Origin of the sequence: Corallococcus sp. AB018, assembly GCF_003986945.1 — a bacterium.
Taxonomy (GTDB): Bacteria; Myxococcota; Myxococcia; order Myxococcales; family Myxococcaceae; genus Corallococcus; species Corallococcus exiguus.
The window spans coordinates 15,226-37,300 of sequence record NZ_RAWR01000056.1 but is presented as its reverse complement, the minus strand read 5'-3'; the positions used below and the strand labels follow the sequence as shown (position 1 = coordinate 37,300).

Annotated in this window: 21 protein-coding genes; 12 read left to right on the top strand and 9 right to left on the bottom strand. The window is 68.8% G+C overall.

What is annotated here, in order from left to right; all coding sequences use genetic code 11:
• Positions 1-84 precede the first annotated feature (84 nt).
• Positions 85-639, top strand: coding sequence for a hypothetical protein (locus tag D7Y11_RS14225; RefSeq protein WP_120575347.1), 555 nt, complete (start codon positions 85-87; stop codon positions 637-639).
• A 724-nt stretch (positions 640-1,363) separates the two neighbouring features.
• Complete coding sequence (locus tag D7Y11_RS14220) at positions 1,364-2,440, top strand: LuxR C-terminal-related transcriptional regulator (protein WP_233596721.1); 1,077 nt, start codon at positions 1,364-1,366, stop codon at positions 2,438-2,440.
• 81 nt (positions 2,441-2,521) lie between these two features.
• Here D7Y11_RS14220 and D7Y11_RS14215 read toward each other — a convergent pair whose 3' ends face one another.
• Complete coding sequence (locus D7Y11_RS14215; protein WP_120597637.1) at positions 2,522-3,232, bottom strand: iron-containing redox enzyme family protein; 711 nt, start codon at positions 3,230-3,232, stop codon at positions 2,522-2,524.
• Positions 3,233-3,311: 79 nt separating this feature from the next.
• Positions 3,312-4,124, bottom strand: a complete 813-nt coding sequence (locus D7Y11_RS14210; RefSeq protein ID WP_121751505.1) for a GNAT family N-acyltransferase — start codon at positions 4,122-4,124, stop codon at positions 3,312-3,314.
• Positions 4,125-4,277: 153 nt separating this feature from the next.
• On the opposite strand from D7Y11_RS14210, the gene D7Y11_RS14205 reads away from it, so the two are divergent.
• Positions 4,278-5,408 carry a hypothetical protein gene (locus D7Y11_RS14205; RefSeq protein WP_126933963.1) on the top strand — a complete coding sequence of 377 codons (1,131 nt, stop codon included), beginning with the start codon at positions 4,278-4,280 and terminating at the stop codon, positions 5,406-5,408.
• A gap of 3 nt (positions 5,409-5,411) precedes the next feature.
• Here the strand turns inward: D7Y11_RS14205 and D7Y11_RS14200 are convergent, their stop codons facing one another.
• Entirely contained in the window at positions 5,412-6,275 is an 864-nt protein-coding gene (locus D7Y11_RS14200; protein WP_126933962.1) for an SDR family oxidoreductase, read from the bottom strand.
• A 124-nt stretch (positions 6,276-6,399) separates the two neighbouring features.
• Between D7Y11_RS14200 and D7Y11_RS14195 the strand changes: the two genes are divergently transcribed.
• On the top strand, positions 6,400-7,122 hold the full coding sequence (locus tag D7Y11_RS14195; RefSeq protein ID WP_126933961.1) for a TetR/AcrR family transcriptional regulator: 723 nt from the start codon (positions 6,400-6,402) through the stop codon (positions 7,120-7,122).
• 58 nt (positions 7,123-7,180) lie between these two features.
• Here the strand turns inward: D7Y11_RS14195 and D7Y11_RS14190 are convergent, their stop codons facing one another.
• The gene (locus D7Y11_RS14190; protein ID WP_126933960.1) at positions 7,181-8,614 is read right to left on the bottom strand and encodes a glycoside hydrolase family 43 protein; all 1,434 of its coding nucleotides are present in this window, start codon (positions 8,612-8,614) and stop codon (positions 7,181-7,183) included.
• 97 nt (positions 8,615-8,711) lie between these two features.
• Positions 8,712-10,283, bottom strand: a complete 1,572-nt coding sequence (locus D7Y11_RS14185; RefSeq protein ID WP_126933959.1) for a PKD domain-containing protein — start codon at positions 10,281-10,283, stop codon at positions 8,712-8,714.
• A 168-nt stretch (positions 10,284-10,451) separates the two neighbouring features.
• On the opposite strand from D7Y11_RS14185, the gene D7Y11_RS14180 reads away from it, so the two are divergent.
• Genes D7Y11_RS14180 through D7Y11_RS14170 form a run of 3 tightly spaced genes read left to right on the top strand, consistent with a single transcriptional unit; the run spans position 10,452 to position 12,326 of the window.
• Positions 10,452-10,862, top strand: a complete 411-nt coding sequence (locus tag D7Y11_RS14180) for a CHAT domain-containing protein (RefSeq protein ID WP_158628988.1) — start codon at positions 10,452-10,454, stop codon at positions 10,860-10,862.
• A 44-nt stretch (positions 10,863-10,906) separates the two neighbouring features.
• Complete coding sequence (locus D7Y11_RS14175) at positions 10,907-11,764, top strand: SIR2 family protein (protein ID WP_121751511.1); 858 nt, start codon at positions 10,907-10,909, stop codon at positions 11,762-11,764.
• 7 nt (positions 11,765-11,771) lie between these two features.
• Positions 11,772-12,326, top strand: a complete 555-nt coding sequence (locus D7Y11_RS14170; RefSeq protein WP_121751512.1) for a non-canonical purine NTP pyrophosphatase — start codon at positions 11,772-11,774, stop codon at positions 12,324-12,326.
• A 37-nt stretch (positions 12,327-12,363) separates the two neighbouring features.
• Here the strand turns inward: D7Y11_RS14170 and D7Y11_RS14165 are convergent, their stop codons facing one another.
• Positions 12,364-12,936: a hypothetical protein gene (locus tag D7Y11_RS14165; RefSeq protein ID WP_121751513.1), complete on the bottom strand. Its 573-nt coding sequence runs from the start codon at positions 12,934-12,936 to the stop codon at positions 12,364-12,366.
• Between the two features lie 92 nt (positions 12,937-13,028).
• On the opposite strand from D7Y11_RS14165, the gene D7Y11_RS14160 reads away from it, so the two are divergent.
• Complete coding sequence (locus D7Y11_RS14160; protein ID WP_126933958.1) at positions 13,029-14,294, top strand: amidohydrolase family protein; 1,266 nt, start codon at positions 13,029-13,031, stop codon at positions 14,292-14,294.
• Between the two features lie 74 nt (positions 14,295-14,368).
• Positions 14,369-14,659, top strand: a complete 291-nt coding sequence (locus tag D7Y11_RS14155) for a hypothetical protein (protein ID WP_126933957.1) — start codon at positions 14,369-14,371, stop codon at positions 14,657-14,659.
• 57 nt (positions 14,660-14,716) lie between these two features.
• On the opposite strand, the gene D7Y11_RS14150 is transcribed toward D7Y11_RS14155, so the two are convergent.
• Positions 14,717-16,672: a DUF4185 domain-containing protein gene (locus D7Y11_RS14150; protein ID WP_126933956.1), complete on the bottom strand. Its 1,956-nt coding sequence runs from the start codon at positions 16,670-16,672 to the stop codon at positions 14,717-14,719.
• 104 nt (positions 16,673-16,776) lie between these two features.
• Between D7Y11_RS14150 and D7Y11_RS14145 the strand changes: the two genes are divergently transcribed.
• Both D7Y11_RS14145 and D7Y11_RS14140 read left to right on the top strand, forming a co-directional pair.
• Entirely contained in the window at positions 16,777-17,295 is a 519-nt protein-coding gene (locus D7Y11_RS14145) for an endonuclease V (protein ID WP_233607287.1), read from the top strand.
• 18 nt (positions 17,296-17,313) lie between these two features.
• On the top strand, positions 17,314-18,444 hold the full coding sequence (locus D7Y11_RS14140; protein ID WP_126933955.1) for a class I SAM-dependent methyltransferase: 1,131 nt from the start codon (positions 17,314-17,316) through the stop codon (positions 18,442-18,444).
• Between the two features lie 8 nt (positions 18,445-18,452).
• Here D7Y11_RS14140 and D7Y11_RS14135 read toward each other — a convergent pair whose 3' ends face one another.
• Positions 18,453-19,433: a LysR family transcriptional regulator gene (locus D7Y11_RS14135; RefSeq protein ID WP_233604804.1), complete on the bottom strand. Its 981-nt coding sequence runs from the start codon at positions 19,431-19,433 to the stop codon at positions 18,453-18,455.
• A 103-nt stretch (positions 19,434-19,536) separates the two neighbouring features.
• Here D7Y11_RS14135 and D7Y11_RS14130 point away from each other — a divergent pair, with 103 nt between their 5' ends.
• On the top strand, positions 19,537-20,787 hold the full coding sequence (locus D7Y11_RS14130; protein ID WP_126933954.1) for an MFS transporter: 1,251 nt from the start codon (positions 19,537-19,539) through the stop codon (positions 20,785-20,787).
• Between the two features lie 56 nt (positions 20,788-20,843).
• On the opposite strand, the gene D7Y11_RS14125 is transcribed toward D7Y11_RS14130, so the two are convergent.
• Positions 20,844-21,947 (bottom strand): hypothetical protein, encoded by a 1,104-nt coding sequence (locus D7Y11_RS14125; protein WP_233604805.1) that lies wholly within the window; start codon positions 21,945-21,947, stop codon positions 20,844-20,846.
• Positions 21,948-22,075 lie beyond the last annotated feature (128 nt).

Sequence of the window (22,075 nt, the reverse complement as noted above, 5' to 3'; positions counted from 1 at the left end):
GTTCTGATTTGCAGTTAAATCAAGACCAGTGATAGGAAGTCCTCGGCTTCGGCCAACCCCACACAATCAATTCAGGAGTAGTCCATGACGAGGAACGTGAAGCGTTTCCTGGCCGCCTCCCTGTTGTCCCTCGCGCCGTCGGTTGCCTTTGCCGCTCCGGCCGACCTCGGGTTCCCCGACTACCTGTCCCAGCGCGACGAGTACGTCAGCGTTCGCGAGGGCGCGGTTGAAATTGCCCAGGTGAAGGGCGGCGCCTCCATTGGCCCGGCCCTGGAGAACTTCTTCGTCTCCAACCAGAGCGGCGCCACCATCTCCCTGGGCCTCCAGACCGTGACCGGCACGTTCAACGGCGTGTTCTCGCCCTATCCCGTGCCCACCGCCACCCTGGGCGGGTTCCAGATCAACGCCCCCGCGCCGGCCCCGTCGTTCTCCCAGCAGTACTACTGGACGGTCAACCCGTCGGCCCCGTCCACCTCGAAGACCTGTGTCTGGCGCGTGGACATCGCCGACAACGCCGGGACCTGCACCGCGACGGTCTATTACGGCACCTATGGCGGCGCCATCTGCGCCGTCGACACCATCAACTCCATCATCGACGTGAACACCTGCCAGGCGCAGATCGTCACCATCATGCAGTGACGTGAGCGTCACTCCGCCCGGGGCCGTTGCAGGAGGCCTCGGGCGGTGCAGGGTCAATCGCGACATCCTGGAGCGCAATGACAGCTCTGGAGATGATCCAGCCGGCCGTGGCAAGATTCGCTGGGTCCTCGCCCCAGAGAAGACATGCGCCGAGCTGACATAGCCCTGCTGCCGTTGCTGTGTGCCGTCCCGTCGTTCCAGCAGGCCCAAGCGAAAGAAATACCGGCCCGCGTCCGCGACCTGACTCCCGGAACGCTGTCGGGTTCTCCCTCGACGTTCACGTCCATGGGGAACGCCCGGTTCTTCTTCGCGAACACCCACGGCCGCATCGACGTCTGGAGGTCGGATGGCACGACCCTGGGCACGGTGAGCGTGTCCAATCCACAGTCAGCCAACACGGGCCAGGAGCCCGGATGTCTCCCACTGGGCCCCGCCGTGGGTGGACGCGCCCGACCACTTCACCGGTCTGGGCAACACCGCCTGCTTCGGCGCCAGCAGCGTGCGAAGCGACGCGGGGGACCATCCTGTCCAGTGTGCCCAACGGCCCCCTGCTCTTCGCGGAGGAGGCTCCCGGAGGCCACGGTGGGGCGGCGCCTGCCCGAACCGAAGGGGCCGGGCAATACCTCTTGAGGGTGAGGGACAGGTTTTCAGCACATCGCTATGGATGAGCGGTCGCGACGTACAAACCCGCAGGGTTGCCCCAGGAGGGTGGATGTTCAGTCCCATGAATCGCACTGCCGACGGGATCAAGGACCGGGCCCTCTTGGCCCTCAACAGCACGCTGCTCCTCCCCCAGGCCCTCGATGCCGTACGCGCCCCCTTCCTCGAGCTCGTCCAGGCCGACGCCATGGCGCTGTGCCTCATGCACGTGGCGCCCAACGCGGACTTCCGGTGGTTCGTCCCGGGCCACCCGCTCCGCATCCTCGATGAGTATGCCAGCCTGATTGACCATGACTTCCTCCGGGCCCCCATCTTCGCCCGGCCCAACGTGCCCGTCCGCGACACGCAGCTCCTCACCCGCGGAGAGTATGAGCGAACGCTCATCTACCAACGCAGCCGGGAGCTGGATCCATGCCTGGAACACATCATGGCCATGCTCCTCCCCGTCCGCCCCGGTCTGGTCGCCGCCCTCGCGCTCTACCGGAACCGGCAACGCGCCTTCACCACCCACAACTCCGCCGTCCTCTCCAACTTCGCCCCGCACCTCGTGAACGCCGTGCGCAACTGCGGTGACTTCCAGACCCTCATGACCGGTGCCAGCCTCCTCGATGAGCTCTACCGCCGCACCGACTCCGCCTTCCTGATCGTGGAGTCTTCCTTCGAGGAGGCGCTCCGCTCCGACTCCGCCGTCGCCCTCCTGGATCGGTGGTTCGCCCGCTCGGACCTCCACTCCTCCGGGCTCCCGCTCGTCCTCAAGGAGCGGTTGGACGCCTTGATTCGCATGGACGCGGACGCGCGGCTCGGCAAGAGCCAATGGGTCCTCAACCATGACGATGGCAACCGCACGTGCCGGTTCGTCGAGCTGCCCACCGCTGACGGCCCCCGGCGATGGGCCCTCCTGCTGAACGAGACGCCCCACTCCATCCCGCTCCCCGCGGAGATGAAGAGCAAGCTCACGCCCCAGCAGGTCACCATCGCGACGTTCCTGCTCCGCAACTGGACCAACGAGCAGATCGCCAGTGAGATTGGCCGAACCCATCTGACCGTGAAGACCCACGTGCGGAACATCTTCGACAGGCTGGGCATCGACAGTCGCGCGGACCTCATCTACCAGGCCGCGCGCCTCAACAAGCCTGTCTGAGAAATTCGAACGCAAGGAAAGACGCCTCCCGTAGGGCCAGGGCTTGAACGGGAGGCTCTCCCAGCTTGCGTGTGTTTGTCTCTACCTCGTGTGGGGGTGGCCGGCGGTGGCGTCCTCGCGGAAGATGCGCGGGTAGACGCTCCGGGCGACCCGGGCGGAGAAGAGGATGGCCTCCTGGTCCTCCGGATCCGTCAGTGGCGTCAGGATCTTCTGCATCTCCGCCACGTGGCCCCCGTCCAGCGCGCCGTGGCTGCGCAGGAACGTGACGGACTTGCGGATGTTGGGGATGGTGGACACCTCCAGCAGCCGCTCCGCCCACACGCCCGCCCGCGTCTGCGACAGGTACTCCAGCGCGTACGCGGTCCCCAGCACCGCCGTCGGCACGCCCGAGAGCGACGTGAAGAAGTTCCACCCCGTGTAGGCATCCACCGCGGGGTTGTGCGCCGCCGCCTCCACCTGCGCCTCCGGGACGCCCAGGTTCTTCAGGTCCGTCAGCAACCAGATGTCGTGTCCCCGCTCCTCCTCCCCCTTCTGGATCAACAGCTTCGCCAGCTCCGGGTGCCGGCCCAGCCGGTTCAGCCGGTGGCCCGCCTCGGCGAGGATGGGGGTGCTCCAGCGGGCGTAGTGATACGTCTGGACGAGGTAGTGGATGTAGCCCTCCACGTCGAGGGTGCCGTCGAGGAGGCCGCGGGCGTCCGGGTGCGCATCCACCGCCGCCACCAGCCCCCGCGCCTCTTCGTCCAGCGCCGCCAGCCAATTCGTTGCCGTCTGCTGCTCCGTCTGGGTTTGCACGTACGTCTCCTGTCCGGGGCCTTTCGGGCTCCCGGTTGTTGCGTGTGGAAGGTGAAGGGAAGGAAGGAACGGCCCCGGCCTAGGCGGCGGGGCTCACACCGAACTCCAGCGCGTGGAAGCGCGCCAGGCTGTCCGCGGGGATTTCATCCAGCGCCATGACGAGCGGCAGCGTGAACCACTGGAAGTACGCGTCGTAGAGCGGCTCCGAGATGAAGCGAGCCCCCATCGTGCTGGCGAAGAGCGAGGGCGACCGGGGCAGCCGCAGTCCGTCCAGCTGCCCCTGCTCCGCCCTGGCCCGCTCCTCGGGCGTATAGAAGCGGTTGCGGGGATGCACCGGCGCCTGCCACGGGTCGGGCACGTCCACCCGCCAGCGAGGGCTGAGCCATCCGCGGCTGGCCGCCACCTGCCACGACAGGAGCGCGTCCTCGGGCGAGTCCGTCTCCAGGTTCGCGGACGCAATCCAGTGCGTCACCCCGCGCCGCCGGCTCTCCGTGTACATGGCCGTCTGCAGCCAGGTGACGGCCTCCGTGCGGCGCCACTTCGGCAGCACGCAGAAGCGCGAGGGCTCCGCGAACGACATGCCCGGCTGGATGACCCTGGAGAGGTCCACCCGCTGAGCCATCTCCAGCCCCACCGTCCCGCCCAGGTTCGCCGCCACCTCCGCGTTGGGCAGCGCCACCCGCATGGTCGCCACGGCCTCCGAGCCGGCATGGACGAGCAGGTGCACCGTGGTGTCGAGCGTGTCGATGCAGGTCATCTCCCGCCGCGACACCGACCACTGCGCGTGCAGCAATCCCATCTCTCCGCCAAAGACGGCCCAGCGGATGCGAGCCACGTCATCGAGATCCCGCTGTGTGGTGGCAACACGCCAGCGCCAGTGAATGCAGCTCATGGGTCCTCTCCCGGTAGGGAAACGGGCCGGTGTCTCACCGCCCTCACACGTTATTTCGTCGCGGGTGACCCGAGTTCGAGCGCGGATTCGACTACGCTGAAACATGCGGCCGGGAGCATGGGGCCCTGACCGCGACGGATGGGGGCATCGAGGATGAGCGCGGTCGCAGCGGGAGTGTGTCTGCTGGTGGAGCTGGGGCTGGGCGTGGCGCTGCTGGTCGGCACCTTCTTCACCCTCGCCTTCAGCAGCGAGTCGTACCGGCACTCCGCCACGCCGCTGCATCAGGCGTTGAACGGGCTGGCCTTCGTGCTCGCGGTGCTCCCCCTGCTCCTCACCCTCTGGGTCGGCTGGCGGCGCTTCCTGTCGGACCGCCCGTTCGACTCGCTCCCGCTGGGGATGGGCCTGCCCATGGTGGCGCTGGTCGCGTGCGCCGTCACCGCCGCCCTGGCCATCATGGGGGGCGAGTGGTCGACGTCGCGTCACCGCGCACGGCAGGAGCTGGAGGCGCGGCTCGCGCTGCGCGCGGCGGTCGAAGGAGGCGCGTCGGACAAGGCGTGCGACCTGGTGGCCGCGGATCCGCGCGCTTCGGCCGAGGACATGCGCCGGTGCCGCGAGTTCATCGAGTCCCGCCCCGACGCCGAGGCCCGCTGGACGGAGCTCGCGAAGTTCGCCGACTCGCGGGGCGGCTTCAACACCTGGCACCTGGGGCAGACGGGGCTCGCGCCGGACTGGGAATGGGGCAGGACGGTGCCGGTCATCCGGTATGACCAGGAGTGGTTCCTCCGCACGTTCTATGAAACGTGGCTGGCCCGGAGACAGGACCTGCCGACCCTGGAGGACCTGGGCGGGTTGCAGCTGGCGCTCCAGAGCAGCACCCGCTACCTGGGCTGGGATGCCCGGGCCGTGGAGACCCTCCGCACCCAGGTGCTCCCCACGCTGAGCGCGCGGCTGGAGGCCCAGGAGCCCCGCCTGCGCGCCCTGCCGGGCATGGACCCCTGGGTGCTGGACGCGATTCGAGACCGCATCCAGAGCCTCCAGACGAAGCCTGACGACGGCGTGGAGCCGCTGCCCCCGTTGCCGGGAACGCCGTCGCCGGGAGACGTCGGCGTGGCGCGGATGGACGACACGGGCGCGCTGGACCTGTGGCTGCGCGCCACGCCCACCTCGGGGAACTTCGGAGACGTCTACGTGCGCCGGGCGTCGTACGACAGCGAGTACGAGAAGTGGCTGAAGTACCTGGGGCCGCTGCGTCCCGGAGAGCTCCGGTTCATCCCCGCGCCCTGAGCCTCAGCGCAGCTTGCCGGCGAGCAGCTCGCGCATGCGCACCGGCTCACGCCCGAGCAGCTGCCGCAGCGTGGGGTCGACCGCCGCGAACTCGCCGTCGCGGCTCGCGCGGTAGAGGCCGAGCGAGATGCCGACCACGGGCGCGGGCATGCCGCTCGCCACGAGCTTCGCGCGCATCTCGTCCTCCGACACGGTGCTTCGACGGAGGGGACGTCCGAGGATGCCGGACGCGATGTCACACAGCTCTCCGAAGTCGAGCGCCTGCGACGCCGTGAGCGGCGGCGTCGGCCCGTCAAACCGCCCCTCGTTCGTGAGGATGACCGCCGCCGCCTCCGCGAGGTCCGCGTGCGTGGTCCAGGAGACCTTCCCGTCCGCGGGGGCCTCGAACACGCCCGATGACAGGGCCCGCTCCAGCAGGAACGCCGCGCTCGAGGCGTAGAAGCCATTGCGAAGCGAGGTCCACGCCACACCGGACTCCGCAAGCATCTGCTCCGTCGCCGCGTGGTCGAGCATCGGTGGAAACGCCGACGTACGGCTCGCGCCCATGTGGCTCGTGTAGATGATGCGCCGCGCGCCGGCGGACCGCGCGGCGTCGATGGCGGAGCGGTGCTGGGCCAGGGGATCGCCCCCATGCGCGGCCGCGTTCGACGAGACCATCAGCACCTGGGTCGCGCCCTCGAAGGCATGCGCGAGGCTCTTCGGCTCCGCGAAGTCCCCGCTCCGCACCCGGACGCCGCGTGCCTCCAGGTCCTGGGCCTTCTGGACGTCCCGGACGCTGACGGCGACCCGGTCCACCGGGATGCGGGCGATGAGCTTCTCCACGATGAGGCGGCCAAGCTGCCCTGTTGCTCCGGTCACGACGATCATCGAGCGTCCCTCTTCCCTGTCAACGGAAACAAAATCAAGATACCGACGATAACGTAGCGGCCGCTATCGCCGTTATCAAGCGTTCGTTACCGCCGTTCCGGAAGCCGCGTGTTAAGTCAGGCGCATGAAGGACCGGGAGAAGGTCACCGCCGAAGACGCCGAGGGCCCCGATACGCGTGCGCGCATCCTGGCGGCCGCCGCGGACCTCATCGCCTCTGGAGGACCCGACGCAGCGACCACGCGTGCCGTCGCCGCCGCGGCAGGCGTGCAGGCACCCACGCTCTACCGGCTCTTCGGCGACAAGCACGGGCTCCTGTCGGCCGTCGTCGAGCACGAGCTGACGAGCTACGTGGCGAAGAAGGCCGCGCGCAAGCCGCACCCGGATCCGCTTCAGGACCTGCGGATGGGCTGGGACATGCACGTCGCGTTTGGACTCAGCCATCCAGGGCTGTTCGCGCTCATGTGCAGCGACCTGGAGCCAGCACCGCAATCCTCCGTGGTCAGCACGGGGAATGAGGTCCTGCGGCGCCGCATCCGGAACATCGCGCTCGCGGGCCGCCTGAGGGTCAGTGAAGAGCGGGCGCTCGGCCTCGTGTCGTCCATGTGCAACGGCGCCGTGCTCACGCTCCTGCGCCAGCCCGAAGGGCAACGCGACCTCGGACTGTCCGAGGCCGCGCGAGAGACGGTCATGGCCGCCATCTCCAGCGAGACGGCGCCTCCGGCGAATACGGAGGTCCGTTCAGCGGCCACCACGCTGCGAGCCTCCCTGGACCGGCTCACCGTCCTGACCCCAGGCGAAAGCGCGCTGTTGAGCGAACTGCTGGCGCGCATCACGGATGCCGGGTGACAGCGCGCGTCGTCAGGTAGGGGCCGGAAGCCGCCGGTCCCCCACCTGGAGAAATTCGTTACGGCATGGGCCGCGAACCGGAGGACGGAGCTTCCGGAACCGCGGGCCAGCCGTTGGGCCACGTCATCGCATCCACGAGCATCACCCGGGCCGTGTGGGCGCTGTTCCACGCGTGGTAGACCATGACCGTGTCCCCACCGGGTCCGGTGACCACCGAGTTGTGGCCGGGCCCCACCCAACCGCCGCCCGTCTTGAGGATGGGATTGCCCAGCTTCGTATAGGGCCCCAGCGGACTCGTGGCCCGGGCCACTCCCACGGCGTAGGTGCTGTTGGCGTACGAGTTGCCGCTGTAGAAGAGATAGTAGTAGCCGCCCCGCGCGACGACCCACGGCGCCTCGACGACGCCGCCCTCCCAGCCGAGCGTGTTGCTCATCAGCGTGCGGCGCGTGCCGGTGAGCGACAGCCCATCCGCCGACAGCGTCTGGCCATAGATGGGCGTGGGCTGCCCCACCGCGTTCCCGTCCGCCTTCCACACGAGGTACGGCACGCCCGCGGTGTCGTAGAAGAACGTGGCGTCAATCATCCCCATGCCCGCGTCATGCACCAGGGGATGGCCCAGGTCCGTGAAGGGCCCCAGCGCGCTGGTGGCCGTCGCGGCGCCAATGGACAGCTTCCCGTCCTGATGGCGCGCGGTGAAGTACGCGATGTACCGCGTGCCCACCTTGTGGAGCTCCGGCGCCCAGTAGTCTCCCGTGGCCCACGTCGGCCGGCGCGCGGAGGGGAAGATGTTGCCCGCGGCCGTCCAGGTGACCAGGTCCTTGGACGTCCGCAGCGGGAACGCGTTGGCCGCGCCCCCGGACGTGCAGGCCGCGACGTACTGCGTGCCGTCGTGGATGACGCCCGGATCCGCGCAGTCCACGGGCACCACGGGGTTCTGGTAGAGCCCTCCACAGCCCGTGTAGCGCAGCGAGATGCCGCACGCGTTGGTGCCGCTGAAGTACGGCGACCAGTCGTTCGACAGCACCGTGTACGAGTTGGGAGAGGCATTGGTGCAGCCCCGGTCCCACGTCACGCGGCCGCCCACGTCGTCGTACTGGGCCGCGTGTCCCGCGGGGTGCAACCACGCCGGACCGTAGGTGACGCGCGTCGCGCAGGTCGTGGCGCCGGAACAGTCCGTGTCGAGCGCCAGCACACAGGCGTTGGGCCCGGTGAAGTACGGCTTCCAGCCGTTCGACAACACGGCGTAGGAGTTGCTGCCTTCGTTGACGCAGCTGCCGTCCCAGGTCACCAGACCGCTCGCGGTGTCGTGCTGCTCCGGGTGCCCGGGGTGGATCCACCGGTCCCCGTAGGTGATGCGCGTGGTGCACGCGAGCGCCCCGCTGGACGTGCCCACCGGGGCCTCGTCCACGAGGGGGGCGTCGGAACGCTCTTCACCACAACCCGCCGCGAGCGCGGCGAGGACGACGGCGGAAAACAACGAGGGGTTCTTCATCGATGGACCTCCGAGTTTGCTAAGACTCGGAAGTCCTATTTATCAGCTTTTACCAGTTGTCGAGATTCCGTCCCGTCCCGGGCATGGGAAGGGTCTGTCAGCGAACCTCGAGTTCGTAGATGCGCGTCGCCGGGTCACCGTTCTGGCTGGGGGTCGTGATGTTGAGCCGGACGTAGCGCGCGGACGTGGCGCTGATGGCGTGGGTGGAGGTGTTGGCGGTGTTGTTGGTCACCGTCACCGGGGTGCTCCAGCTGGTGCCGTTGGTGGAGGTCTGGAGGGTGAAGGCCCGGGTGTTCCAGGTGCTCGCTTCGCCGCCCGCGCCGGCATGCTGGACCGTGAAGCTGCTGACCGTCTGCGCCGAGCCGAGATCCACCTGCATCCAGGCGCCCGACACCAACGAGCAGAACTTGTCGGTGGTGCCACCGGAGACGCTCCCGTTGACCGCCTTGGCGGGCGTTTCGCTGCTGTTGCAGGCGGTGGAGCCGGTCGCCGGTTTGTTGAGCGCCAGGTTGGCGTAGCCCGAGCCGACCGAGACGGCCTGGGTCTTGGTATTGCTGGCGCCACCGTTGTCCGTCACGGTCAGGCTGACGTTGTAATTGCCAGCGCTGGCATAGACACGACTGGGATTCGTCGCGGTCGAGCCGCTGCCGTCGCCGAAGCTCCAGTTGCGTGAGGTGATGGTGCCGTCGCTGTCGCTGGAGGCGTCACTGAAGGTCGCGGTGAGTCCGCTCACGGTGACGCCGAAGTTGGCCACGGGAGGGGTGTTGCCGCTGACCGCAGTGTTGATGGCCGCCGCGTACTGCGCGCTCGTGCCCTGCGCCACGCACTTCTGGATGTCGTCATACAGCCACATGAAGCCGCCGTTGATGCCAGCGCTGCTCTTCCAGGTGCTCATCCGGCTCTGCACCGAGGCCGGACTGTCGCCGCTGGCGCAGTTGGTGCCGTGGCGAGACCACAGGCCCGGGTCGACGGTCATGCCCATCGCGGTGTTCCAGCTCGCGGGGTTGTTGCCAGCGCCGCCGTCGTAGACCTGCAGGTAGATGCCGTCGACCGCGGCGCCGAGGTTGTCCTTGAGGTTCCGCCAGAAGGTCTGCTGGGTGTAGGGCGCGAAGGTGATCTTGAAGCCCTGGCCAATGAGCATCTGCCCGAACTGCGTGGTGGGAGCGAGGTCGTAGGCGCTCTCGTCGTCGAAGTTGACCGCGTTGGCGCCGGTGGCGGCCTTCAGCGCCTGGAAGTTGCGGTAGAGGATGCTGTTGGTGCCGGTGCCGCAGACGAGCGTGCTGCCGCAGCCGGCGGCGGTGCCGTTGACCAGCCGGGCCATGCGCTCGAAGTCGGGGACGCTCCAGGCGCCAATGGACACCTCGATGCGATTGACCGAGGTCGGCGCCGTCTTGAGCGTGGCCAGCCGCGTGGGCCAGGCCGGGTCGCCGATATAGGCGCCGTTCCTGACGACCGGGATGTCGTTGTAGACGAGGTCGCCGTTGTCCTCGATGTGGAAGCTCCAGAGGATCACGGTGGTGAAGCCCGAGCCGCGCAGGTCGTTCATCACCGCGGTGCCGCCGGAATAGAACGGGCCGCCGCCGTAGATCGCGGAGTCGGCAAGGGCCACTGGCGAGACCGTGGCCAGCGCGAGGGCAAGGCAGGACGCGAGTTGCTTCGACTTCGGCATGGTGTGCTCCCCAGTCATGGACGCGAGGCCATGGACATTGCGAGCACACAAACACGAATGTCAATACTAGTCAGACAAACTGCATTAACCAGGAATCCTTAAGAGGCTACCGGGGAAGATCCGCCAGGTATGCCAGAGCGTGCCGCCCTGGGGGTTCCAGGCGGGCGAGTGCACATCGCCCGCGCCGACCTGGAGCTCGAACCCTCCGAGGCCCACGATGGCCGGCTGAGACCCGCGGAGATCGCCACCCTGCCCCTCCAGAGGGCCACGCTCGTCACGCTGGCGGCATGTGACACGGCCCGGGGTGAAGCGGCGCTGAGCGACGAGCGCCTGGACTTCACGCGGGCCTTCCTCATCGCGGGCGCCAGCGCGGTCCTCGCCACCCGCTGGAAGGTCGCGGAGGACGAGGCCACGACCCGGTTCCTCGTGGACTTCTATCGCGCATATCGCGAGCCTTTGGAGACGCCGCCCGCCTTGCGGAAGGCGCGGGCACTCACGGTCGCGCGGCGCCTGGCCCGCGAGCGGCAGGAACCCGCCAGCGTGTGGGCCGCGTGGGTGCTCGTGGGAGACGCGCGTTGAGGCGGTGATGGTGCCGGGTCCAGGGATGGAGTTGGATGCGGGCCATGACCGTGCTGACGCTCACGAAGGCGCTGCCCCGGCTCCAGAAGGCCTATCAGGAGCACCGGCTGATTCCCTTCCTCGGGGCGGGCTTCTCCGCGCCGCTCCGGCTGCCCACCTGGAGCGGACTCATGCGGTGGATGGGAGGCAACCTGGGGTTCGACCCTCCGGAGCTCTTCGAGGTCCACGGCAACGCGCAGCAACTCGCCGGCTACTTCGAGCTCGAGCATCCGGAGCGGCTGATGGGCTTCATCCAAGAGATGCGGGAGCGCTTCCACCACCGCGACGTCGACAAGCAACGGCGCACGTCCATCCAGCACCAGGCGCTCGCGGGCTGTGACTTCCGGACCCTCTACACGACGAACTTCGAGCACCATATCGAGAGAGCCCTGCGCGACCGGAACAAGAAGCGGAAGGTCCTCACGCTGACCCGGCTCGAGGACTTCATGAAGCCCGTGGACCCGACCGCCTGCAGCGTCATCAAGTTCCACGGCGACCTCGCGCACCCCGAGACGATCGTCCTGACGGAAAGCCAGTTCTTCGACCGCCACCGGTTGGAGGCCGCGCCGGATCAACGGTTGCGCAGCGACCTGCTGGGCAACGTGTTCCTCTTCGTGGGCTACAGCTTCAGCGACCCCAACATCCGGTACATCTGGCACCGGATGGATCGGCTCCGGAAGGAGAGCCGGAAAGGAACCGGCGCGAGCCCGACCTCCGCCCCGCTGAAGTCCTATTGGGTCACCTTTGGCGCGGGCCGCGTCCAGCCACGGCTGCTCGAGGAATGGAACATCGACGTCATCGAGCTGGATGCAAGCGACAAGTCCGCGAGCGTCGCCGAGCTGCTCAACCAATTGCATGCGTGAGGGAAGGATGCCCCCCGTCTACTTCAGCACGTCGAACGCGGAGAAGTTCGAGGCCGTGAAGCGCTTCTTCCACCGCAGCAGGACGCCTCCGCGGCTCCTGAAACAGGAAGTCCCGGAGGTGCTTTCCCACGACCTGGACTTCGTCGTCCGCGAGAAGGCCTTCGAGGCGTACAGGAGGACACCGGTCCACCTCTTCGTGGAACACGGCGGGCTCTACATCGACCATTTCAAGCAGCTGCCGGGCCCCCTGGTGAAGCCGTTCTGGAATGCCCTCCAGGGAGACCTCTGCACCTTGATCCCCCCAGGGGCCTCGCGCGCCGCCCATGTGATCCAGCGCGTCTGCTATTGCGACGGCCAGAAGCTCCAGGTCTTCGAGGGACGCATCGAGGGCAGCATCGCCCCCATGCAGAAGGGCACGGGCCTGCACTGGGAGCCCGTCTTCATCCCCGCGGGGCAGACACGGACGATGGGCGAGATGCCCCTGGATGAGAAGCTGGCATGCAGCGGGAGCGCCCAGGCCTATGGGAAGCTGCGGAAGGCCTTGGGACGGCTGCTCGGGTAGACAGGCCCGAGGTGGCGCCCATCTTTTCCTGCCTTCGTCAGTCGCGGAAGTGCGACTCCGCGATGGAGGCACCCCAGCAGCAGGCGGCCTCTCCCTCCTCGCCGGTGGGCAGCGTCGTGTGGAGCGGAGCGCCCGCCTTCACGTCCTCGAAGTAGAAGAGGTTCTTCGGGAGGAGGACGAGCGCGCGGTCCGCCTTGCGCGTGCGCAGGGTGAGTTGCGCCAACGCCGGGTCGGCCACGTCCGCGGGCCCCTTCGGGAAGAAGGCCTCCCGCTTCGGCGGAGCACGGTCGCCCTCCGGGATGCAGCCGCCATCCTCCGTGGAGACCTCCACTTCGCGCACGCGGCAGCCCTTGCCTTCCGCGAAGTGGAACACCGCCCGCACCTTCGTGAAGTAGCAGTCGGGGGTGCCGCAGTCCGCGCTGTGGACGTCCGCCACCGCAGTCAGGCGCACCTTGTTTCCAGGCAGGGACTCCACCATGCCGTTGCGCGCGTAGCGCTGGAACAAGGGCGCCTGGGCGCAGCTGGAGGCCACCGGAGCCGCCGCCCGGGGCGCGTCGCCAGGCACGGACAGCAGGAGCGCGACGAGGGGCGCGACGTGCTTCAAGGACATGGCTGAAGTCATATCAGGCGCCGGTCCAATCCATCGACCGTTTGACGGGCTCCGCGCTTGGGAGCACGGTTCGGATCAGCGAGGTGAACAACATGAAACGGGTCACTCTGATTCTCTCCCTGGCCACCGCGGGCTGCGCGTCCAGCCAGCGTCCGGCTCCCACGGATCGCTATCTCCTCACGAGCACGCGGCTCTATGTCGCTCCGGACGCGCCCCCGTTGGACAACGCCTGGGTGGTCGTGAGCGGCGGGAAAATCGAAGCCATGGGTTCCGCGCCGGTTGCTCCGCCTCCCGGAGTGCGGCTCGAGGATGCATGCAGCGGTGGGGTGATCACCGCGGGGTTCCAGAACAGCCACGTCCACTTCACGGATGCCGCGTTCGCCGGAGCCGTCAGCCGTCCGCGCGACGAGCTTCAGCCACCGCTCAGCGGGATGACCACGCGCTTTGGCTTCACGACGGTCGTCGACACCGGCTCCGACCCCACGAACACCGAGGCCCTTCGCCAGCGCATCGAGCGAGGCGAGCTGCAGGGGCCGGCGATCCTCACCGTTGGGTCCCCGATGTATCCGCGGAACGGCATTCCCTTCTACCTGCGGGACCTGCCGCCCGAGCTGCTGGCGCAGCTTCCGCAACCCGCGTCGGCGGAGGAGGCCCGCGCCGTCGTCCGCACGAATGCCGAGGGCGGCGCGAAGGGGACCAAGCTGTTCGTCGCCACGCCCCAGGGAGGGGGGGAGATCCGGCGCATGGCGGAGGACGTCGCTCGCGCCGCGGCGGATGAAACCCACCAGCGAGGGGGTCTGGTCATGGTGCATCCCACCGACCCCGAAGGCGTGAGCGCGGCCGTGCAGGCTGGCGTCGACGTCGTCGTGCATACGACCATCGATTCACCGAAGACCGGGTGGAGCGAGGAGCTCGTCGGCCAGATGGTCGCGCGCCACGTCTCCCTGGTGCCGACATTGCAGCTCTGGGGGTACGAGCTAGCCAAGGCGGACGTGCCCACGGACGTGCGCGACCGCCTCGTGGGGGGTGCCGAACGGCAGCTCGCGGCGTTCTCCAGCGCGGGCGGCCAGGTCCTGTTCGGCACCGACGTCGGTTACATGACGGACCTGGATCCGACGCAGGAGTACGTCCTCATGGCCCACGCGGGGCTGACCCCGATGCAGATCCTCGCATCGTTGACCTCCGCCCCCGCTGCGCGCTGGAGCGCCTCCGAGCGCCGGGGCCTCGTCAAGCCGGGCTTCGACGCCGACCTCGTGGTGCTCAACGGAGATCCCTCCACGGATGTCCGGCGGTTCGCGGACGTGAAGTGCACGATTCGAACGGGCAAGGCGCTCTTCGTCCGCGCTTCCGCCGAGTAGCGGATTGCCACGATTCCCCACGCGGCATGTCCGGGGCGAGCATCCACACTCCCCCTTCTCCCCCGGAGCTCCGCATGCGCATCCCCGCCCCGTTCGCCGCTGCCCTCCTCCTGCTCACCTCCGCGCCGGCCCTCGCCGCGGAGACCCCGTGCAGCATCGTCTGCGCGCAGAGGTTCCCGCTCTGCGAGACCGCCTGCAGCGTCAACGGCGAGGACACGAACTGCGGTGCGGCGAACTACCGCTGCGTCGAAACGGTCGGCGTGGGCTCCGAGCCCACGACCTCGGTGATGTCCACCGACGAAGCCCCCCAGGTGTGTCGCGAGGGTCGCCCGGACGGCGAGCAGCCCCAGACCGCCGAGGGTTGAGCGTCCGGAAGCGCCCCAGCTGATGCAGGGCACGGAGGTGCCCTGCATCCCGAGGCTTCAGTCGCGGACCACGGCCACGTCGTCCACCTGCAGCCAGGTGTCGCCCGCGTTCGCCCAGGTTCCGGCGTACACCTCCACGCTGTGGTTGGCGCCGGAGTTGAAGGTGACGGACTGGAGCGTGTAGCCGCCCAACGGCTGCGTCAGGTGCACCTCGTTGAGGACGGGACCGCCGTTGAGCATGCGCGCGCCGAAGTAGCCGTCATTCTGGTTGGAGGACGTCTTCACCCAACCGGTCAGCGTGTAGACGGTGTTGGGCGTCACCGCGACCTCCTGCTTGAGGGCGTTCCAGCCGGTGTTGTTGCGCACGAAGCCGTTGTTGGCGCCGGTGCGCGCGAAGCCCAATCCCCGGTCGACGCCGCCATTGCCCTGCACGTACCAGGGCGAGGTCGCGGTGGTGGACAACTGCTGTTCGAAGCCACCCTGAGCCACCAGGTTCGCGCCCCGCGTAAGGCTCACGCCGTCCAGCTGAGCCCAGGTGTCGCCCGCGTCCGCCCACACGCCGCTGTACACCTCCACGACGGTGTTCGCGCCGGAGTTGAACGTGACGGTGCGCTCCGCCCAGGAGGGCAGCGAGCCGTACTGCGTCTCTCCCAGGATGGGGCCATTGCCCGCGGCGCGAGCGCCGAAGTAGCCCCGGGTGGTGTTGGACGACGAGCGCAGCCAGCCCTTGAGCGTGTAGTCCGTGTACGGCTGCACCACGACGCTCTGCTTGAGCGCGTTCCATCCACTGGACGCGCGCACGTAGCCGTTGTCCTGGCCGGAGCGCGCGTTGCCCATCGCCCGGTCGATGCCACCCGCGCCAGCCAGGTACCAGGGCGCCATCGTCGGCGTCGCGGCCTGCGTCTCGAAGCCCGGCTCGGACAGCAGGTTGTTGCCTTCCGCGTCGGCCGTGAGCGTCGCGCGCAGCAGGAACGTGTTGTAGGGCGTCCACTGCGAGGTGATGAAGTACAGCTCGCTGGCGCTGTTGCCCCACGGGTGGATGAAGCCGTTGTAGACACCGGGGAAGGCGGCGCCGGTGGCCAGCAGCTTCTCCCCGCTCCACGGCCCGGTGGGCGTGCCCGCGTCGCGCATCACCACGGCCTGCCGGTGCTCGTTGAGATACGTCATCAGGAAGCGGCCCAGCGCGGCGTTGTAGGCGACGGACAACTCCCCCGCGATGCCGATGACCACCGGGCGCGCCGCTGCCTGGGACGCGGACCAGCCGTTGCCGTCCCAATACCGGTACGCGTTGATGTCCAGCAGCGCGCCCTCCGGCACACGCGCCAGATGCACGTTGCCAAAGCGCCCGTTGGGCGTGGCGTACAGGTAGACGAAGCCGCCGTTCTTCACGAAGGCGCCCATCTGGAACGGATTCGTGAAGGACGCGTTGTTCACCCAGCGCGCCGACGGGTGCTTCACCCAATTCTGTCCGTTGTCATCCGAGTACGCGATGCCCGAGTAACTGGTGGTCCACTGCCCCGGGTCACCCCAGTGCTTCACGGACATGTAGTGGATGAAGTGGCGCGTCCCCACGCTGACGCCCGCGGTGGGGATGACGGTCATCTCGTCGTTGTCCACCTTCCGGGACGCCAGCACCTCCTTCGCGTGGCGGGTGCGGTCCTGGATCATCGTGGTGAAGGACAGGCCGTTGGACAGCGTGGTGTCCGCCGAGCGCGCCAGCACGTTGCTGCGCCAGCCGCCGCCACACCCGCCGTTGCCGCACCAGCCCGCACCGAAGGTGTCTCCGAACAGGACGAACACCTCACCGCCGCCCTTGTCCCAGACGATGCCCAGGTCCGTGCCATACACCTCGTAGTTCGTGTGCGTCTGGTTCGGGTTGGGCAACGTTTCACCCGCTGGCGTGGCGCCCGTCACCCGCGCCACCTTCGTCACGTTCGTGGGCGTCACCGCCCCGGCCGTCCCCGCGCCTCCCAACAGACACACCGCCTGAAACACCACCGCACGCCTCATCATCTGGACCCCTCCGGCAAGGAATTTGCACTAACAGCAAAAGCTCCAAATCAAGAAATACCCAACCTTGATTTGAGGACTCCAGTGTCCGGTGGATCAGCTGTAGCTTGGGGTCGCCCAAGGAGAACCGGATGCTCGCCTGCGTGGACGTGGACTACCGCCCCGACGTCACCGTGGCCGCGTGCGTCCTCTTCCGCGGGTGGACGGACGCGAAGGAGGCCGGGCACCTGGTGGACCGGGGCCCCATCGCGGCCCCCTACGAGCCCGGTCAGTTCTACCGCCGCGAGCTGCCGCACCTGCTGCGGGTGCTCGCCGACGTGCAGGAGCCGCTGGAGGCCATCGTCGTGGACGGCTACGTGTGGCTGGGGGAGAACGTACCCGGACTGGGAGCGCACCTGTACGAGGCGCTCTGTCGCACGGTGCCCGTCATCGGCGTGGCCAAGACGCCCTATGTCACCACCGGGCCCGCACTGCCCATCGTGCGGGGAGGGAGCCTGCGTCCCCTGCTCGTCACGGCCATTGGAATGGAGACCGCGACCGCCGCGGAGCACATCCGGCGGATGCACGGGGGTTCGCGCCTGCCGACGATGCTGAAGTTCGTGGACCGGCTGTGCCGTGAGTCCTGACCGTGCTACCCCAGGGGCATGGATCGCCCCCGCCGCCCCACCGCCTCGCCTTTCGAGTTTCCGCCCGAAGCCGCGTTCATCTGGCATTCGGAGAGTGACGAGCCCGCGCCCACTCGCCTGTCGGCCGTGGACGACGGCCTCAGCGCCGACACCGCGCTCAAGCGCGTCCGCCGGGGCGAGTTCCTGCGCTATTCCGGCGACTTCCACAACGCGAAGCAGCTGCTGGGCGCGTTGGGCCGGCGGCTCGAACGGCCCTGGCAGGCCCGCTCACCGCTGGAGGCATTCCGGGCCGAACGCCGCGCGCGGCAGCTGGAGCATGCGACGCTGTCGCGCATCGTCGTCGCGCTGGACCGAGGCTACCGCCTGGACCTCGCGCGCGCGCCGGACGTCGCGGAGGCGTGCCGGCAGGTCTGGGGCGAGCCCACGGAGGACTTCACCGTCGTGCCTCTCAAGCAGCTGCTCGGCATGCTCGGGGCCGCGGAGTGGCGGCGCAAGGGCCTGGAGGTCCCGGGGCTGAAGGGGCTGCTCCATCCGCATTACGGCGTCTACCTGCCCACGCGCACGGACTACGTGGAGCTGCTGGCGGCCGTGTCGGACGTGAAGGGCAAGCGCGTGTTCGACGTGGGCACCGGCACCGGCGTGCTGTCCTTCCTGCTGCTGCAGCGCGGAGCGGCGTTCGCGCAGGCCACGGACTGCGACTCCCGCGCGGTGGCGTGCGCACGGGAGAACGCGGAGCGGCTTGGCCTCTCGCAGCGCTTCCAGGTGACGGAGGCGGACCTGTTCCCGGAAGGAAAGGCGGACCTCGTCGTCTGCAACCCGCCGTGGATTCCCGAGCCGCCCAAGAACCGGGTGGACCGCGCGGTGTTCGACGAGGACAGCCAGTTCCTGCGCCGCTTCCTGGAAGGGCTCCCCGCCGCGCTGAACCCGGGGGGAGAGGGATTGCTGATCCTCTCGGACCTGGCGGTGCTGCTGGGCCTGCGTCCGGCCGGGTGGATCGATGAGCAGTTCGAGCGCTGCGGCCTGACGGTGGCATGGCGGAAGTCCACCCCGGCACGGCACTCCAAGGCGAAGGACAAGGCGGACCCCCTGCACGCCGCGCGCTCCCAGGAGGTCACCACCCTCTACGGCCTCGTGCCCACCGCCAGATAGACGCCGCATCATCCCGCGCGAGTGGCCACCGCCAGGGCCGCCGGAATCCTCTCCCGCATCCACTCCACGAACCTGCGAAGCCTCGCCGGATGGAAGCGCGCGGCGGGATAGAGCAGGTACATGGGCAGGGGCGCCGCCTGCCATCGCGGCACCAGGTGCACGAGCCGGCCGCGCTGGAGGTCCTCCCGGAGCACCCAGGACGAGCCCACGCAGACGCCCAGGCCGTTCACCGCGGCGCTGCGCATGGCGTAGAGGCTGTCCGTGCTCACGCGTGGCTGGAAGACGATGGGCTGGACCTCACCGGTGGCCACATGGGTCAGCGCGATTTCGTTGCGATAGAACGTGCGCAGGGACAGCCAGGGCAGCCTCGCGAGCTCGTCGGGATGCACCGGTACGCGTCCCCCTGTCAGCACCGAGGGCGCGGCCACGACGATGCGAGGCACCTCCGCCACGCGGATCGCCACCACGCTGGGGTCCTTCACCTCGCCGACGTGGAGCGCGCAATCGATGCCGTCCGCGATGAATTCCACGGCCCGGTCATGCAGCAGCCATTCGACGGAGACCCGCGGGTAGCGGCCCAGGTATTCCGTCAGCGGGTCCACCAGCAGTTCCTGACCGAAGGCGTGAGGCACCACGACGCGCAGGGTGCCCTCGGGTTCGTCGCTCGCGCCGCGCAGGTCGGACTCGAACATGTCCCAGCTGGCCAGCAGCTCCTTCGCCCGTTCGTAGCAGCGCGTCCCATCCTCGGTGAGCTTCATCGCGTGGGTGGAGCGCTGGAGCAGCCGCAGCCCCAGTGAACGCTCCAGCGCCTGGAGCCGGCGGCTCACCGTCGGCTGCGTGGTGCCCAGCTGCGCGGCGGCGGAGGACAGGCTCCCGGCGTCCACGATGCGGATGAACGTCTGCATCAGCTCCAGCCGGTCGGCGCTGGCGGACGTGGGAATCTTCGGCGGCGACCCGCGCCGACGGGCAGGCTTCGAGAGGTTGGGCATGGTGATACGCAACGCGTATAACCGCTGTACGGAGCAGGCGTCTACCGTCCCCTCCCGCTCTGGCGCACTGTCACCTCATCGCGCATCACCCGAGGTGACCCTCATGTCCTTCATTCGCGCCGTACATGGAACCGCCGGAAACGGCTCCCTCCCCTCACCGGCTCCCGCCGCCAGCAACTCCCTGTCGCACGGTCTGCGCCTGCTGCTGGCCGCGAGCGCCGGCCTGTCGGTGGCGGCGATCTATTACAGCCAGCCAATGCTGGGGGTGATGGGGGCCACGCTCGGCGCCTCCGACACCGCGGTGGGTCTGGTGCCCATGCTCACGCAGCTGGGCTACGCGCTGGGCATCCTGCTGCTGACGCCGCTGGGTGACCGCTTCGACCGGCGCCGCATCATCCTCATCAAGGCCGCGCTGCTGAGCGTGGCCCTGCTGCTGGGCGGACTGGCTCCGGACATCCAGCTGCTGCTGGTGGTCAGCTTCACCGTGGGCCTGACGGCGACCGTGGCGCAGGACATCGTGCCGGCCGCCGCGACCCTGGCCTCCGAGCATGAGCGCGGCAAGGTGGTGGGCACGGTGATGACGGGCCTGCTGCTCGGCATCCTCCTGTCCCGCGTCATCAGCGGCGTGGTGGCCGAGCGCTTCGGATGGCGCGCCATGTTCATGGTCGCCGCCGCCAGCGTGGCCTTCGTCGGCGTGGCGGCCTGGCGCGGCCTGCCCCGCTTCCATCCGACCAACACGCTCTCCTACGGCGCCCTGCTCGGCTCCCTGGCGGGCCTGTGGCGCAAGCATGGCGCCCTGCGCCGGGCGGCGCTGGCCCAGGGACTCATCTCCATTGGCTTCAGCGCGTTCTGGTCCACCCTCGCCGTGATGCTGCATGGCGCCCCGTTCCACCTGGGGAGCGCGGCCGCGGGTGCCTTCGGTCTGGCGGGCGCGGCGGGGGCGTTGGGCGCTCCGGTGGCGGGCCGCATCGCGGATCGCTACGGGCCGGAGGTCGTCACGCGCCTGGGCGCCGGACTGACCGTCCTCTCCTTCGCCACGATGTTCGCGGCGCCGTGGCTCGAGCCCCATCACCGGCTGTGGCTGATTGGCGCCAGCGCGATTGGCTTCGACCTGGGCGCGCAGGTGACGCTCGTGGCGCACCAGACGCTCGTCTTCGGCATCGAGCCCGCCGCACGCAGCCGCCTCAACGCCCTGCTGTTCGCCGGCGTGTTCATCGGCATGTCCGTGGGCGCGGCGAGCGGCAGCCTGGTCCTGGCCCACTGGGGCTGGGTGGGCGTGACGCTGCTGGCGACGGCTTCCGCGCTGGCGGCCCTGCTGGTCCGCATGTTCCCGGCGGCCCCCACGGTCCGCTGACGGTGCCGAAACCGCGCCCCGTCCTCTGTCCGAGGACGGGGCCCCCCCTCCCCCACCTACTGCAAAGCCTGTTCGGACAGCATCCGCACGTTGAGCGCGCCGTTGGCGAAGAACTGACTGTTCTGGCCCACGCGGTGCTGCTCCAGCCGGCGCTGGAGGTTGACGTCGTAACGGCCCAGCTTCATCAGCCCGTCGTTGAACCAGCCATCCCCCGGCCCGGTGCCGTCCACGAACTCCGCATACACCTTGGGCGAGGGCCAGATGACGGTGTTGAGCGTCGTGACGAACCTGCGGATGTCCGCGTCCGTCCACTCCATGCCCGCGTCGTGGGCCTCGACGATGAAGGCCAGCACGTTGTTCGCGTGCGCCACGTCCTGGCCGGGCTGGGCGTTGGTGTCCCACTTGTCGTTCCAGAACCAGGCCGCCGGGTGGTCGGGGTTGGGCGCGATCTTGTCGCGCAGCGAGGACGGGAAGTTCGGCATGCCGTGGTTGATGTTGCTGAAGACCTCCAGGTAGCGGGCCTTCCGCTCCGGGTCGGTGGTCATCCGCGACAGGTCCATGGCGATGAAGGCCCAGTGCGCGGCCATGTGCGTGCGGTTGCGGTAGACGAAGTCGTTCGCCCCGCGCAGGAACCACTTGTCGAAGATGTTCCGCTCCGTGAACGCCAGCAGCCGGTCGTACTGTCTGCGGTAGTTGCTGGAGCCGTAGAGGTCCGGCGTCTCGCGGATGATGCGCAGCATGCGCGTCACGTAGCGCCAGCAATAGCTCTCATAGAGCGGCACCTCCTGCCCGGCGGGGGACGTCAGGGTCGAGGACCAGCCCAGGTATCCGTCCTTGAACTGGCTTTGGGGAAGCGCCGAGGAGACGCGGGCGGAGGCCACCAGGTTGTTGACGTAGAGCAGGGCCCGGTCCAGGTACGCCCGCTTCCCGGTGGCCCGGTACATCGCGGTGTTGGCGTCCAGGCCGTAGGCGAGGTTGTAGAAGTCCCAGCTGTCGCGTGAGTTGCTCCAGGGCAGGAAGGTCTGCATGTGCTCGCGGCCCCACTCCTCCACGAACATCCCCTCCCAGACCGCGACGGGCCGGAGCCCCGCGGGAGTCGGAGGCAGCGTGGGGGGCGTCGCGGGGAGCGCATCTTCTTCGGGGGCAGAAGCAGGCTCCATGGGAAGCGCCTGCACTTCAGGGGACTCGATCCGGCCCACGGCCTCACATGCACTGCACAGCAGCAGCGAAAGCACCAAGACCGGGAGACGGATCCAACGAGAGCGGCACGAGCAGCGGGGGTTTGACA